Source organism: Terrabacter aeriphilus (assembly GCF_039542985.1).
GTDB lineage: Bacteria > Actinomycetota > Actinomycetes > Actinomycetales > Dermatophilaceae > Terrabacter > Terrabacter aeriphilus.
This window is the reverse complement of sequence record NZ_BAABIW010000016.1, coordinates 74,070-88,952: the sequence shown is the minus strand read 5'-3', so window position 1 is coordinate 88,952 and position 14,883 is coordinate 74,070. Positions and strand designations below refer to the sequence as shown.

Genomic DNA, 14,883 nt, shown 5'->3' with positions numbered 1-14,883 from the left:
ATGTAGCAGTGCAGGACTTGAGACGAGCCTCGAAGGATCCCGGTGACCAACCCGCCCAGCCCCACCGCCCCCACGAAGAGCGCATCAGCACCTCATGACCCGGTGGTGGCCAAGCTCTCGACGCTCGACCGCTTCCTGCCCGTGTGGATCGGCTTGGCGATGGTGGCCGGCCTGCTGCTCGGGCGCGTGGTGCCGGGACTCGGCGACGGGCTCGCGCGCGTCGAGGTCGACGGGGTCTCGCTGCCGATCGCGCTCGGGCTGCTCGTCATGATGTACCCCGTCCTGGCCAAGGTCCGATACGACCGTCTCGACTCGGTGACCGGCGACAAGCGCCTCTTGCTGAGCTCGCTGTTCCTCAACTGGATCCTCGGGCCGGCCCTGATGTTCGCCCTCGCCTGGATCTTCCTGCCCGACCTGCCGGCCTACCGCACCGGCCTCATCATCGTCGGACTGGCCCGCTGCATCGCCATGGTCATCATCTGGAACGACCTCGCGTGTGGCGACCGAGAGGCGGCTGCGGTGCTCGTCGCGCTCAACTCGGTCTTCCAGGTGATCGCCTTCGCCGGCCTCGGGTGGTTCTACCTCTCGGTCCTGCCCGGCTGGCTCGGCCTCGAGCAGACCGGCATCGACGCCTCGACGTGGGACATCGCGCGCTCCGTGCTCGTCTTCCTCGGCATCCCGCTGGTGGCGGGCTTCCTGTCGCGCCGCCTCGGTGAGAAGCGGCGCGGGCGGGACTGGTACGAGACGAAGTTCATCCCGAGGATCGGCCCGTGGGCGCTCTACGGCCTGCTCTTCACCATCGTCATCCTCTTCGCGCTCCAGGGTGAGGCCATCACGTCGCGGCCGCTCGACGTCGTGCGCATCGCGGTGCCGCTCCTCGTCTACTTTGCCCTCATGTGGGGCGGCGGCTTCGGTCTCGGCGCTGGCCTCGGGCTCGGCTACGAGCGCACGACGACCCTCGCCTTCACCGCCGCCGGCAACAACTTCGAGCTCGCCATCGCCGTCGCCATCGCCACGTTCGGCGCCGCCTCCGGGCAGGCCCTCGCTGGCGTCGTCGGCCCCCTCATCGAGGTCCCGGCCCTCGTCGCCCTCGTCTACGTCAGCCTCGCCCTGCGCAAGCGGTTCACCGCTCGACCCGGCAGTCAGGGCGCACCGCTCGCGGCACCGGGGGCGGTGTCCAGCAATGGCTGAGGTCCACGTCTACGAACCGGCCCTCTGCTGCACCACCGGCGTGTGCGGCCCGGAGCTCGACGAGCGTCTGGTCGCGTTCACGGCGGACCTGGCCCACGTCAACGCCGCCGGCGGACGCGTGCAGCGACACAACCTCGCCAACGACCCGGCTGCCTTCGTCGCCGACGACACGGTGCGCTCCTTCATGCACCTGGCTGGTTCGGCAGGACTGCCGCTGACTGTTGTCGACGGAATCACCGTGCTCACCGGCGCGTACCCGAGCCGCGAGCAGCTGACTCGGTACGCCACCCTCCCGGACGTTGCAGATTCCATCTCGGCACGTCGTCCCCCACTGACCTTGACCCCCACCGGGACAAGCGCCGACTGCTGCCCCTCGGACAGCGCAGCCGCCCCTGCAGCCGATGCCCCGAAGGGCTGCTGCTGATGCTCACCCTGCCCTTCCTGGACGACCTGCCGCGGTTCCTCTTCTTCACCGGCAAGGGCGGCGTCGGCAAGACCACGCTGGCCTGCGCGACCGCGGTACGCCTCGCGGAGCAGGGCAAGCGGATCCTGCTGACGAGCACCGACCCCGCCTCTAACGTCGGACAGGTCTTCGGCGTCACCGTCGGCAACACCATCACGCCGGTTCCGACCGTCCCCGGCCTCAACGCCCTGGAGATCGACCCGCAGCAGGCAGCTGACGCCTACCGCGCGACGATCATCGACCCCGTGCGGGACCTGCTCCCGGCGGCAGAGATCTCCGCGATGACCGAGCAGCTCTCCGGGGCGTGCACGACCGAGATCGCCTCCTTCAACGAGTTCACCTCGCTGCTGGCCGACGAGACCGCGACAGCGGCCTACGACCACGTCCTGTTCGACACCGCCCCCACGGGCCACACCGTCCGCCTGCTCCAGCTGCCGGGGGAGTGGACCTCCTACCTCTCCGACGGCAAGGGCGACGTGTCGTGCCTCGGACCGGTCGCGGGCCTCGACCGGCTGCGTCACGACTACGCCGGCGCCCTGGCCGCGCTGACCGACCCGACGCGCACCCGCCTCGTCCTCGTCACCCGTCCGCAGGGGTCCTCCCTCCGGGAGGCCGCGAGAACGTCCGGCGAGCTGCACGAGCTGGGCATGACGAACGCCCACCTCGTCGTCAACGGCGTCATGCCGTCGTATGCCGTCACCAGCACTCCCAGGGACGAGCTGGCCCACGCGGTCCGCGCGCGCGAGGACGCCGCCCTCGACGCCGTCCCCGACGCCGTGGCCGCATTGCCCCGCACCACCCTGCCGCTGCTCGCCGTCAACACCGTCGGCGTGCCCGCCCTCCGTGCCCTGCTCGAGCCCGAGGCTCCGTCGCTCCCAGAACCTGCCGCTGAGATCGCCACCCTCCCGGACGGACTCACGGATCTGCGTGGCCTCGTCGACGAGCTGGAGACAGACGGGCACGGGCTCGTCATGTGCATGGGCAAGGGCGGGGTCGGCAAGACGACCGTCGCGGCCGCTGTCGCCCTCGAGCTCGCCTCCCGAGGCCATGACGTGCTGCTGACGACGACCGACCCGGCGGCCCACCTGAACGAGACCCTGCAGGCAGAGACCCCGCACCTCACCGTCGAGCGGATCGACCCCCAGGTGGCGATCGAGGGGTACCGCGAGCGGGTCATGGCCGGCAAGGGCAAGGACCTCGACGACGCCGGCCGCGCCGTGCTCGCCGAAGACCTCAAGTCCCCGTGCACCGACGAGGTCGCCGTCTTCCAGCAGTTCTCCCACGTCGTGTTCCGGGCCCGGAAGCAGTTCGTCGTGCTCGACACGGCGCCGACCGGTCACACCCTGCTCCTGCTCGACGCGACCGGCTCCTACCACCGTGAGATCACCCGACAGATGAGCGAGGGCGCACACTTCGTGACCCCGCTGATGCGGCTGCAGGACCCGGCCCAGACCAAGGTCGTCATCGTGACCCTCCCCGAGACGACCCCCGTGCTCGAGGCCCAGGAGCTGCAGAGCGACCTCGCCCGGGCCGGCATCACGCCCTGGGCCTGGGTCGTCAACGGCAGCCTGACCGCAGCAGCCCCGACCTCACCGTTCCTGCGCGCCCGCGCCCACGCCGAGGCGGAGCCGCTCACCAGCGTCCGCGGACTGTGCCAGCGCGTGGCGGTCCTGCCGCTGCTGGCCCGCGAACCTGTCGGCGCCGCAGCGCTGTCCGAGCTCACCCGTCCCCTCACGGAAGGCACGGTGATCGATGCGCACTGACACGACCGCCGGTGGACCCGACTACGACCGGATCGTCGAGGACCTCACGTACACGTACGACGGGGTCGTCTCCAAGGAGTCGGTAGCGCAGGCCGTCGCCGACGCACGGGCCGCGCTCGAGCCGGTGTCCACGATCCCCACCTACCTGCCGATCCTCACCGCCAGGTACGCCACCACCCAGCTGACGGCGGCCGCTCAGGCCGAGGGGCGGATCACCAAGCAGGTCCCGGAGCTGCTGACGGACGACGTCGTGCGCGCCGCCGACGTCGTCATCACGATGGGCTGCGGCGACGCCTGCCCGATCCTGCCCGGAAAGCGCTACGAGGACTGGGACGTCGCCGATCCCGCCGGGCAGCCCCTCGAGACCGTGCGCGACATCCGCGACGACATCCCAGGCCGGGTCACCCGGCTGCTGCGCGACTTCGGCATCTGACCCGCCCCAACCACCGACCCAGGAGTACCCATGACCGACAAGCCCTCCGTCCTCTTCGTCTGCATCCACAACGCCGGGCGCTCCCAGATGGCCGCCGCCTATCTCGCCCACCTCTCCGGCGGCGCCGTCGAGGTCCGCTCCGCCGGATCCGCGCCCGCCGACCAGGTCAACCCCTCCGCCGTCGCCGCCATGGCCGAGGAGGGCATCGACATCACCGCCGAGACCCCCAAGATCCTCACGACCGAGGCCGTCAAGGAGTCCGACGTCGTCATCACCATGGGCTGCGGCGACACGTGCCCGATCTTCCCCGGCAAGCGCTACGAGGACTGGGAGCTCGCAGACCCCGCCGGCAAGGGCGTCGAGGCCGTGCGACCCATCCGCGACGAGATCAAGCAGCGCATCCTGGGCCTGCTCGAGTCACTCGACGTCACCCCCGTCAACGCCTGACGTCTCCCGCATCGGCCGAACGACCGTTCCACGGTCCCGCTCGGGCGCAGGACGATCCGGACCTCAGAACACGGACGCCAGGAGATGACCGACAGGGCAGACGCCCGCCACGTCACCATCATCGGCTCGGGCCCGGCCGGCTACACGGCCGCCGTCTACGCCGCGCGCGCGAACCTCGCCCCCCTCGTCTTCGAGGGCGCCGTGACCGCCGGGGGCGCGCTGACGAACACGACCGAGGTCAAGACCGTCACCGACGGTGGGGGCACCGTGCACGGCGCCCGCTCCGTCATCCTCTCGATGGGCTCGGCCTACCGCGAGCTGGGCCTGCCCCGCGAGAAGGAGCTCTCGGGCCACGGCGTCTCGTGGTGCGCGACGTGCGACGGCTTCTTCTTCCGCGACCAGGTCATCGCGGTCGTCGGTGGTGGCGACTCGACCATCGAGGAGGCGACCTTCCTGACGAGGTTCGCCCGCACCGTGACGAACGTCGTCACCCCGTGAGACCGTGCAAGACAGGCACTGCCCCGCCCACCCAGGACCGACCTGCGTGCGACAGCGGTGCGAAAACCGGATGACAGTCGCTCCTGACCGGGGCATCTGCGCAGTTCAGCGCCACGAGGAGCCCTGAGAGCCGCCGAATGCTCAGATGTCGCGGAAGACCTCGATGGTGGCGCCGAGGGCGTTGAGGCGCTCGGCGAGGTCCTCGTAGCCGCGGCTGATGACGTAGACGTTGCGCAGCACCGACGTGCCGGGCGCCGCGAGCATCGCGAGCAGGACGACGACGCCCGGCCGCAGGGCGGGCGGGCAGACGACCTCGGCCGCGCGCCAGCGGGTCGGGCCCTCGACGATGACGCGGTGCGGGTCGAGCAGCTGCACGCGCGCGCCGACCTTCGTCAGCTCGGTGAGGTAGATGGCCCGGTTCTCGTAGACCCAGTCGTGGATCATCGTGCTGCCCTCGGCGACGGCGCCGATGAGCGCGAAGAACGGCAGGTTGTCGATGTTGAGGCCGGGGAACGGCATCGGGTGGATCTTGTCGATCGGGGCGTGGAGCGGCCCGGGGATCGTCGTGAGGTCGACGAGGCGGGTCTTGCCGTTGGCCGAGGCGTACTCCGCCGACAGGTCGTACTTCATCCCCATGCCGTCGAGCGTCGCGAGCTCGATCTCGATGAACTCGATCGGCACGCGGCGGATCGTGATCGCGCTGTCGGTGACGACGGCGGCGGCGATGAGGCTCATCGCCTCGATCGGGTCCTCGCTGGGGGAGTACTCCACGTCGACGTCGATGTCGGCCACGCCGTGCACCGTCAGGGTCGTCGTGCCGATGCCGTCGATGCGCACGCCGAGCTTCTCGAGGAAGAAGCAGAGGTCCTGCACCATGTAGTTGGGGCTCGCGTTGCGGATGACCGTCGTGCCCGCGTGGCGCGCGGCGGCCATCAGGACGTTCTCGGTCACGGTGTCGCCGCGCTCGGTGAGCACGATGGCGCGCTGGGGGCTCACCGACCGGTCGGAGTGGGCCTCGTAGAAGCCGTGGGTGGCCGTCACCTCGAGGCCGAAGGAGCGCAGCGCAGCCAGGTGCGGCTCGACCGTACGGGTGCCGAGGTCGCAGCCACCGGCATACGGCAGCTGGAAGTCCTCGTGCTCGTGCAGCAGCGGGCCGAGGAACATGATGACGGTGCGGGTGCGGCGGGCGGCGGCCACGTCGATGTCGTCGAGGTTGAGCACCGCCGGGGGCACGATCTCGAGGTCGTTGCTGTCGGGCAGCCAGCGCGTGCGCACGCCGATCGAGGCGAGCACCTCGAGGATGCGGTTGACCTCCTCGATGCGGGCCAGGCTGCGCAGCGTCGTGCGGCCGCGGTTGAGCAGCGCAGCGCAGAGGAGCGCGACGGCGGCGTTCTTGGAGGTCTTGACGTCGATCGAGCCGGTCAGCTTCTGGCCGCCGACGATGCGCAGGTGCTGCGGGCCGGAGTGGCCGAGCGAGACGAACTCGGAGTCGAGGGCGTCACCGATCTTGGCGAGCATGTCGAGGCTGAGGTTCTGCTTGCCCTGCTCGATGCGGGTGACCGCGCCCTGCGACGTGCCGAGCAGCTCGGCGAGGTCCGACTGGGTCATCCCCTTGTGGCGTCGCGCGTCGCGGATGAGTCCGCCGATCCGGGTCAGGTAGGTCTGAGGCACGCGAACGAGGCTAACTCATATATGAGTTATGGCAAACCGCCACGCCGGACGGGGCCGCCCCGGGGAGTTCCCGGAGCGGCCCCGTGTCGGGTCACTGCCGTATGCCGTGTGCGGGCTTGGGTCAGGCGGGCGCGTTCGCGACCCCCGCGGGCAGGAAGCGGGCGCCCGTCACCGCTTCGGCGACGCCGGTGCGGTCGAGCAGCGGCGTGATGCCGCCGTTCCAGAACTGGAAGCCCGCGCCGGTGATCATCGCGAGGTCGATGTCCATCGGGGCCTGCGCGACACCCTCGTCGAGCATCCGGCGGGCCTCGTCGGCGAGCACGGTGAGCACGCGCTGGCGCACCTGCGCCAGGTCGAGCACGACCGGCTCGGCCGGCTGCTCGACGAGCTCGGCGACCTCGGGGTCGAGGACCGGGCGCCCGGTGCTCATGTCGTAGAAGCCGCGCTTGCCGGCCGCGACGAGGCGCTGGAGCGTCGGCGACGCGTAGAAGCGGTCGGGGAAGGCCCGGACCAGCGTCTCGCCGTTGTGCAGGGCGATGGCCGGCCCGACGAGCCCGATGAGCACGAAGGGCGGCATCGGTGCGAGCCCGGCGAAGGCTCGGTCGACGACCTCGATGGGCGTGCCCTCGTCGAGGATCTTCGCGGCCTCGCCCATGAACCGGCCGAGCAGGCGGTTGACGATGAACGAGGGCCGGTCGGCCGCGCGGATGCACGTCTTGCGCAGCGCCTTGCCGACGGCGAAGGCCGTTGCGAGCGTGGGGTCGTCGGTGTGCTCACCCGGGATGATCTCGAGCAGCGGCATGACGGCCACGGGGTTGAAGAAGTGGAAGCCCACGACGCGCTCGGGGTGCTCGAGCTGCGACGCCATCTCGGCGATCGACAGGCTGGAGGTGTTCGTCGCGAGCACGCACTCGGGCGACACGACGGCCTCGACCTCGGCGAACACCTGCTGCTTGACCGACATCTCCTCGAAGACGGCCTCGATGACGAAGTCGGCGTCGGCGAAGCCGTCCTTGCTCGTCGACCCCGTGACGAGCGCCTTGTAGCGGTTCAGCCTGTCGGGGTTCAGCCGGCCCTTGCCGGCCAGCTTGTCGAGCTCGGCGTGCACGTAGCCGACGCCCTTGGCGACGCGCTCGTCGTCGATGTCGGTGAGCACGACGGGCACCTGGAGGCGCTGGATGAAGAGCAGCGCCAGCTGGCTCGCCATGAGGCCGGCGCCGACGATGCCGACCTTGGTCACCTTCCGCGCGAGAGCCTTGTCGGGCGCTCCGGCCGGACGCTTGGCGCGCTTCTGCACGAGCTCGAAGGCGTACAGCCCGGCGCGCAGCTCGTCGCTCATGAGCAGGTCGGCGAGCACCTCGTCCTCGGCCGCGAAGCCCTCCTCGCGGGTCGCGGTGCGAGCGGCGGCGAGCAGGTCGAGGGCGGCATACGGACTCCTGGCCTGGCGACCCGTCTTGACGTCGGCGAGGCCCTTGGCCTTGGCGATCGCGGCGTTCCACGCGGTCTCGTCGCGGTCGACCTCGGGGCGCTCGACGGTGACCTCGCCGGAGAGCACGCGGGCGGCCCACGCGACCGACTCCTCGAGGAAGTCGGCGGGCTCGAGCAGCACGTCGGACAGGCCGAGGGCGTGGGCCTGCGGTCCCTTGAGCATGCGGTTCTGGCTCAGCGGGTTCTCGACGACGACGGTGATCGCCTTCTCGACGCCGACCAGGTTCGGCAGCATCCAGCAGCCGCCCCAGCCCGGCACGAGGCCGAGGAAGACTTCGGGCAGCGCGACGGCCGGGACGCCGGCGCTCATGGTGCGGTAGGTCGCCGACAGGGCCAGCTCGACGCCGCCGCCCATGGCGGCGCCGTTGACGAAGGCGAAGGTCGGCACCGGCAGGTCGGCGAACGCCGCGTAGGTGGCGTGGCCGGCGCGCGCGATCTCGAGCGCCTGGTCGCGGGAGCCGAGGAACGGCACACCGGTGAGGTCGGCGCCGACGGCGAAGACGAACGGCTTGCCCGTCACGGCGACGGCGACGATCTCACCGGCCTCAGCACGCTCGCGCAGCTGCGCGACGGTCGCCGAGAGGCCGGCGATCGACTGCGGGCCGAAGGTGTTGGGCTTCGTGTGGTCGAAGCCGTTGTCGAGCGTGATGAGCGCCAGGGTGCCGGCGCCGCCGGGCAGCGCGATGTCGCGCACCGGCGTGCGCGTCACGACCTCGGAGGCGAAGTCCGTTGCGGCCGTGGCCTTCTCAGTGGTCGTGGCACTCACTTGGCGCCCTCCTCGTCGGTTGTGGTCGTCGTCGAGGACTCGTAGGCCTCGTGGTGCGGGTTCTCCCAGATGACGGCGCCGCCCATGCCGATGCCGATGCACATCGCCGTCAGGCCGTAGCGCACCTCGGGGTGCTCCTCGAACTGGCGCGCGAGCTGCGTCATGAGGCGCACGCCCGAGCTCGCGAGCGGGTGGCCGGTGGCGATGGCGCCGCCGTACTCGTTGACGCGCGGGTCGTCGTCGGCGATGCCGAAGTGGTCGAGGAAGGCGAGCACCTGAACGGCGAAGGCCTCGTTGAGCTCGAGGAGGCCGATGTCCTCGATCGACAGGCCGGCCTTGGCGAGGGCCTTCTCGGTGGCCGGCACCGGCCCGACGCCCATGACCTCGGGCTCGACGCCGACGAAGGAGAAGGAGACGAGGCGCATGCGGACGGGCAGGCCGAGGTCGGTCGCGGCCTGCTCGGAGGCGAGCAGGCAGGCGGTGGCGCCGTCGTTGAGGCCGGCCGCGTTGCCGGCGGTGACGTTGCCGTGCGCGCGGAACGGGGTCTTGAGCTGCCCGAGGTCCTCGACCGTCGTGCCGGGGCGTGGGGGCTCGTCGGTGGTCGCGAGGCCCCAGCCGAGCTCGGCGTGCCGCGTGGCGACGGTGACGAGGTCGCGCTGGATCTTGCCGTCGGCATACGCCCGGGCGAGCTTGTCCTGGCTGCCGACGGCGAAGGCGTCGGAGCGGGCCTTGGTGAGGGCCGGGAAGCGGTCGTGCAGGTTCTCGGCGGTCTTGCCCATGACGAGCGCGTCGGGGTCGACGATCTTCTCGCTGACGATGCGCGGGTTGGGGTCGACGCCCTCTCCCATCGGGTGGCGGCCCATGTGCTCGACGCCGCCCGCGATGGCGATGTCGTAGGCACCGAAGGCGATCGATCTCGCCTTGTTCGTCACGGCCGTCATCGCGCCGGCGCACATGCGGTCGACCGAGTAGCCGGGGGTCGTGTTCGGCAGTCCGGAGAGCAGCGCGGCCGTGCGACCGAGCGTCAGGCCCTGGTCGCCGATCTGGGTGGTCGCGGCGATGGCGACCTCCTCGACCTTGTCCTTGGGCAGGGTCGGGTTGCGGTGCAGCAGCTCGCGGATGCACCGGACGACGAGGTCGTCGGCCCGGGTCTGGGCGTACATGCCCTTCTCGCCGGCCTTGCCGAACGGCGTGCGGACGCCGTCGACGAAGACGACCTCGGAAAGTGCGCGGGGCACGGGTGCCTCCCAGTGGATCGATGATCGGAGTGCCGGACGCGGCCGGCGGCGGGCCGCAGGGAACGCGGCCTCCTCGATCCTACTTCCCGGTAACTTCCGCGGCGACGATCCCGCCGGGTGACCATCCTCACGGAGTCCGGCCTGCAGTCCACGGCCCGCGGACGGCGCACGTCGACGACGCGGGGCCGCGGATCAGGCGGGTGGGTTCTCGCTGCAGGCGAGGGAGACGAGCGGGGCGGTGATCGTCGTCTGCCAGCGGCGTGCGCCCATGGCCGACAGGCCCTCGGCCACCTCGGCGGTGGTCGGCGCGGCAGGGCCCTCCCAGAGGTAGCGGCGCAGCAGGTCGGGCGTCAGCAGGTTCTCCACCGGCACGGCCAGCTCGTCGGACACCGCACCGAGCAGCTCACGGGCGCGGGCGAGGCGGGCCGCGGCGACGGGGTCGCGGTCGGCCCAGGCCTTGGGCGGCGGGGGACCGCTCGGCGGCAGCGCCAGCACGGGCAGGTCGCTCTCGGGCAGGTCGAGCGCGTGCGCGACGACCTCGAGGATGGCGCTCTGGTGCCGGCGCACCGACCGGGCGAGGCGCGGCTCGCTGACGGTGACGGTGCGCGGCGCGCGCGCGGCCCGCTGGTTGGCGATGGCGATCTCGCTGATCGCGGCGTCGGGCAGCACCCGGCCGGGCGAGGTGTCGCGTTCCTGCGCCACGCCGTCGCGCCAGAGCCACAGCTCGCGCACGATCGCGAGGCCGCGGCGCCCGCGGACCTTGTGCATGCCGGACGTGCGCCGCCACGGGTCGGTGCGGGGCTCGGGACCGGTGAAGTCGAGCAGGTGGGTGAACTCCTCGGCGGCCCAGCCCGCCTTGCCCTGCGCGGTGAGCTCGGCGTCCACCGCGTCGCGGAGGTCACCGAGCACCTCGACGTCGAGGGCGGCATACCGCAGCCACGGCTCGGGAAGGGGGCGGTCGGACCAGTCGACGGCCGAGTGCTCCTTGGCCAGCTGCAGCCCGAGGTAGTGCTCGACCATGGCGCCGAGGCCGACGCGCGGCAGGCCGGCGAGCCGCCCGCCGAGCTCGGTGTCGAAGAGCGCGGTGGGCCGCATGCCGACCTCGGCGAGGCAGGGGAGGTCCTGCGTGGCGGCGTGCAGGATCCACTCGGCGTCGCCGATGGCCTCGCCCACGGGGGAGAGGTCGGGGCAGGCGATGGGGTCGATGAGCCAGCTGCCCGAGCCCTCGCGGCGCAGCTGCACGAGGTAGGCGCGCTGGCCGTAGCGGTAGCCCGACGCCCGCTCGGCGTCGACGCCCACGGGGCCGGTGCCGTTCGCGATGGCCTCGGCCGCGCGCATCAGCGTGCGCTCGTCGGTGACGACGTCGGGCACGCCGTCGCGCGGGTGGGTCAACGGCACGAGGACGCGCGCCTGGGGCTCGAGTGCCTGGGGCTCGAGTGCCTGGGGCTCGAGGACCTCCGGCGCCGTCACGTCGGGCGCGGGGTCGTGCGGCTCAGCCGTCACCGGCGCTGCCCCGGCAGGGGGACGACGCCGTCGGGCAGGGGCGGGATGCCGGCGACCGTGCAGAGCATGTCGGCCCAGGCCCGGAGGTGGTCGGTCACGTCGCCGACGACGGGGGTCCACGACGCGCGGATCTCCATCTCGACGCTCGCCTCGCGCTCGGCGAGGCCGGCGAAGCTCTCGCTGACGACGCGCGTCACGGTGCCGGCCTCGGCCGTCCACGTCAGCCCGCGCTCGGCGAGGGAGTCGGTGAGCCACGACCACCCGACGGCACCGAGCATCGGGTCGCCCGACAGCTCGGGCTCCAGCTCGGCGCGCGCGAACGTCACGATGCGCCACTGGCCGTTCCACGTGTCGGGGGCGGCCGGGTCGTGGAGCACGACGAAGCGGCCCGTCGCGAGGTCCTCCTCGGGGTCGCTGACGTCGATGACGTCGGCGGTCAGCGCGGCCGCGAAGGGCGCGATGCGCGTCGGTGCCGGAACCTCCGTCAGGCGCACCTCGGAGCGCAGACGGACGTCCCGGAGGTCGCTGAGCGTCCTCGCGAAGACGGCGCCGCTGCTGCCCGGCAGCGTTCTCGTGTGCACCACCCGAGCGTATGCCGGGTCCGGGCGTTCTGTCCTCAGGGCGCGCCGTGCGCGTGGCGCGGGGCCCTCCGCGCCCCGTGGCAGGATTGACCGGTGCCGACCACAGCCCCGCCAGACACCCGCCAGAGCGACATCGTCCGCGCTGCGCGCCGCGAGTCGACCACCCGGACGCCCGTGTGGTTCATGCGCCAGGCCGGCCGTTCGCTGCCGGAGTACCGCGCGATCCGGGAGGGCGTGCCGATGCTCGAGTCGTGCATGCGGCCCGAGCTCGTCACGGAGATCACCCTCCAGCCGGTGCGTCGTCACGGCGTCGACGCCGCGATCTTCTTCAGCGACATCGTCGTGCCGCTCAAGGCCATCGGCGTCGACCTCGACATCGTGCCCGGCGTCGGCCCCGTCGTGGCCCGGCCGATCCGCACCGCCGCCGACCTCGACCAGCTGGTGCCGCTGACGCCCGAGCACGTGCCCTTCATCACCGAGGCCGTGCACCAGCTCGTGGCCGAGCTCGGCGAGACGCCACTCATCGGTTTCGCCGGCGCGCCGTTCACCCTCGCCAGCTACCTCGTCGAGGGTGGCCCGTCGAAGAACCACGAGAAGACCAAGGCCCTCATGCACGGCGACCCGCAGCTGTGGGACGCCCTGTGCGCCAGGCTCGCCCAGATCTCCGGTGAGTTCCTGCGCGTGCAGGCCGAGGCCGGGGCGAGCGTGGTGCAGCTCTTCGACTCGTGGGCCGGGGCCCTCTCCAGGGCCGACTACGCCGCCCGCGCGATGCCGCACTCCGCGGTCGCCCTCGGGATGGTCGCCGATCTCGACGTGCCCCGCATCCACTTCGGCGTCGGCACCGGTGAGCTGCTCGCGCTCATGGGTGAGGCGGGCGCCGAGGTCGTCGGCGTCGACTACCGCGTGTCGCTCACCGACGCCGTCGACCGTCTCGGGCCGACGTATGCCGTCCAGGGCAACCTCGACCCGGCGCTCCTCTTCGCGCCGTGGGAGGCCCTCGAGCGCCGGGTCCGCGAGATCGTCGAGGAGGGGCTCCGGGCACCGGGGCACATCTTCAACCTCGGTCACGGGGTGCTGCCGGCCGTCGACCCGGACGTGCTGACGCGCGTCACCGCCCTCGTCCACGAGTGCTCGAGCCGCCCATGACGACCACCACCGCGACCGCGGCCCCCTCCGTCGCCCGCTCGAGCCTGACGATGCTCGGCGGGTCGGTGGCCTCGCGCGTGCTCGGTGTCGTGCGCAACGGCCTCATCACCTTCATCATCGGCGCGAAGCTGGCCGGTGACGCCTTCTCGCTCGCCAACACGCTGCCCAACGTCCTCTACGTCCTCGCGGCCGGCGGCATCCTCAACGCCGTGCTCATCCCCTCGCTCGCGCGGGCCATGAAGCTGGAGGACGGCGGGCAGGAGTTCACCGACCGCGTCATCACCGTCGCCCTCGCCGGCATGGCGGTCATCACGGCCGCCGTCATGGCGGGCGCGGCCGGGTTCGTCTGGCTGCTCGCGAGCAACAACTCCGACGACTTCAAGAGCCTCGCGCTCGCCTTCTCGCTCATCTGCCTGCCGCAGATCTTCTTCTACGGACTCTTCGCCCTGCTCGGGCAGATCCTCAACGCCCGCGGCCAGTTCGGCGCGTTCGCCTGGGCGCCGTTCTTCGCGAACGTCGTCGCCGTGGCGGGGCTGCTCGTCTTCCTCGTGGCCTTCGGGCGCCCGCTGGGCCAGCCGGTGAAGGGTCAGCCGCAGCCCGGGGACCCGTCGCAGTGGACCGGGCCCATGATCTGGCTCTTCGCCGGCTCGGCCACCCTGTCGGTGGTCGTCCAGGCGCTCTCGCTGGTGCCCGCCCTGCGCCGCACCGGATTCCACTACCGGCCGCGCTGGGGCCTGCGCGGGGTCGGGCTCGGCGGGGTGAGCCGGCTCGCCGTGTGGGCCTTCGTCGGTCTGGCCGTCTCGCAGGTCGGCTTCTTCATCAGCCAGGGCGCCCTCAACAACGCGACGGCGTCGGCGAACGCGCTCGGGCTCTCGCTCGACGCGCGTGGTCCCGCCGCCTACGGCATCGCCTTCACGCTCTTCATGCTGCCGCACGCCTTCGTCACCGTCTCGATCATGACCGCGCTCTTCCCCCGCTTCTCGAAGGCCGCGGCGGCCGACGACCGGGCCAGCCTGCGGCGCGACTTCCGTACGGGCCTCACGATGCCGCTCGTGGTCAACGTGCCGATCATGGTGGCGGTCATCGTCCTCGCCCAGCCGGTCGTGGCCCTGCTCAACCCCGGCATCGACCAGCGCTCCGTCGAGGTGTCGTCGAGCGTGCTCGTCATCATGATCCTCGGCCTCGTGCCCTTCGGCCTCGACCTGCTCTGCTACCGGATGTTCTTCGCACTCGAGGACGGCCGGCCGACGATCGTCATGCAGGTGCTGCTCACCGGCATCAGTGCGATCGCCGGCGTCGTGACGCTCTTCATCAACCCGGTGTGGGCGATCGGCGTCATGGCCGTGGGGCAGACGGTCGGCAACGTCGTCAGCTCGACCGTGGGCCTGCACCTGCTCCGCCGTCGCATCGGCCCGCTCGGCCTCACGAGCGGTCTCGTCACCGCCTCGCGGGTCGGTGTCGCGGCCGCCCTGGCCGGCCTCGTCGCCTGGGGCGCCACGACGGTGCTCGACCCGATCACGGGGGCTGCCATCGCCGAGGGCGGCTCGGCGCTGCGCCGGATGTTCGCCAGCGCCGTGGAGATCGGGCTCGTCGGGCTCGTCTTCGGTGTCGTCTACATCGGTCTCGCCCATGCCTTCGGGGTCCGCGAGATGCGCCAGGTCGCGGGACTCGTCCGCGGCAGGCTCGGCCGCTGAC

Annotated in this window: 12 protein-coding genes and 1 pseudogene; 8 read left to right on the top strand and 5 right to left on the bottom strand. The window is 71.8% G+C overall.

The window, feature by feature from the left end; translation table 11 throughout:
- Nucleotides 1-102: 102 nt before the first annotated feature.
- From arsB to ABD979_RS12150, 6 genes and pseudogenes are all read left to right on the top strand, one after another.
- Nucleotides 103-1,191, top strand: coding sequence for an ACR3 family arsenite efflux transporter (gene arsB / locus ABD979_RS12175; RefSeq protein WP_345507912.1), 1,089 nt, complete (start codon nucleotides 103-105; stop codon nucleotides 1,189-1,191).
- Nucleotides 1,184-1,615, top strand: coding sequence for an arsenite efflux transporter metallochaperone ArsD (gene arsD, locus ABD979_RS12170; protein WP_345507740.1), 432 nt, complete (start codon nucleotides 1,184-1,186; stop codon nucleotides 1,613-1,615). The genes arsB and arsD overlap by 8 nt, the downstream gene beginning before the upstream one ends.
- A complete protein-coding gene (arsA, locus tag ABD979_RS12165; protein ID WP_345507739.1) occupies nucleotides 1,615-3,417 on the top strand; it encodes an arsenical pump-driving ATPase in 1,803 nt (600 codons plus the stop codon). The genes arsD and arsA overlap by 1 nt, the downstream gene beginning before the upstream one ends.
- Nucleotides 3,407-3,850, top strand: a complete 444-nt coding sequence (locus ABD979_RS12160) for a three-helix bundle dimerization domain-containing protein (RefSeq protein WP_345507738.1) — start codon at nucleotides 3,407-3,409, stop codon at nucleotides 3,848-3,850. Before arsA ends, ABD979_RS12160 begins: the two co-directional genes overlap by 11 nt.
- Nucleotides 3,851-3,880: 30 nt before the next feature.
- Nucleotides 3,881-4,297 (top strand): arsenate reductase ArsC, encoded by a 417-nt coding sequence (locus tag ABD979_RS12155; protein ID WP_345507737.1) that lies wholly within the window; start codon nucleotides 3,881-3,883, stop codon nucleotides 4,295-4,297.
- 84 nt (nucleotides 4,298-4,381) lie between these two features.
- Nucleotides 4,382-4,783 (top strand): annotated as a pseudogene (locus ABD979_RS12150) (NAD(P)/FAD-dependent oxidoreductase); the annotation flags it as partial.
- A 153-nt stretch (nucleotides 4,784-4,936) separates the two neighbouring features.
- On the opposite strand, the gene ABD979_RS12145 reads toward ABD979_RS12150, so the two are convergent.
- From ABD979_RS12145 to ABD979_RS12125, 5 genes are all read right to left on the bottom strand, one after another.
- A complete protein-coding gene (locus tag ABD979_RS12145) occupies nucleotides 4,937-6,466 on the bottom strand; it encodes a helix-turn-helix domain-containing protein (RefSeq protein ID WP_345507736.1) in 1,530 nt (509 codons plus the stop codon).
- Between the two features lie 121 nt (nucleotides 6,467-6,587).
- Nucleotides 6,588-8,720, bottom strand: coding sequence for a 3-hydroxyacyl-CoA dehydrogenase NAD-binding domain-containing protein (locus tag ABD979_RS12140; RefSeq protein ID WP_345507735.1), 2,133 nt, complete (start codon nucleotides 8,718-8,720; stop codon nucleotides 6,588-6,590).
- Nucleotides 8,717-9,958 carry a thiolase family protein gene (locus ABD979_RS12135; protein ID WP_345507734.1) on the bottom strand — a complete coding sequence of 414 codons (1,242 nt, stop codon included), beginning with the start codon at nucleotides 9,956-9,958 and terminating at the stop codon, nucleotides 8,717-8,719. The genes ABD979_RS12140 and ABD979_RS12135 overlap by 4 nt, the downstream gene beginning before the upstream one ends.
- Before the next feature lie 192 nt (nucleotides 9,959-10,150).
- Nucleotides 10,151-11,461: an HRDC domain-containing protein gene (locus ABD979_RS12130; RefSeq protein ID WP_345507733.1), complete on the bottom strand. Its 1,311-nt coding sequence runs from the start codon at nucleotides 11,459-11,461 to the stop codon at nucleotides 10,151-10,153.
- On the bottom strand, nucleotides 11,458-12,042 hold the full coding sequence (locus ABD979_RS12125; RefSeq protein WP_345507732.1) for a DUF3000 domain-containing protein: 585 nt from the start codon (nucleotides 12,040-12,042) through the stop codon (nucleotides 11,458-11,460). The genes ABD979_RS12130 and ABD979_RS12125 overlap by 4 nt, the downstream gene beginning before the upstream one ends.
- Before the next feature lie 93 nt (nucleotides 12,043-12,135).
- Here ABD979_RS12125 and hemE point away from each other — a divergent pair, with 93 nt between their 5' ends.
- Nucleotides 12,136-13,188 (top strand): uroporphyrinogen decarboxylase, encoded by a 1,053-nt coding sequence (gene hemE / locus ABD979_RS12120; RefSeq protein WP_345507731.1) that lies wholly within the window; start codon nucleotides 12,136-12,138, stop codon nucleotides 13,186-13,188.
- Nucleotides 13,185-14,882 carry a murein biosynthesis integral membrane protein MurJ gene (gene murJ, locus ABD979_RS12115; protein WP_345507730.1) on the top strand — a complete coding sequence of 566 codons (1,698 nt, stop codon included), beginning with the start codon at nucleotides 13,185-13,187 and terminating at the stop codon, nucleotides 14,880-14,882. Before hemE ends, murJ begins: the two co-directional genes overlap by 4 nt.
- The last annotated feature ends 1 nt before the right edge of the window (nucleotide 14,883 follow it).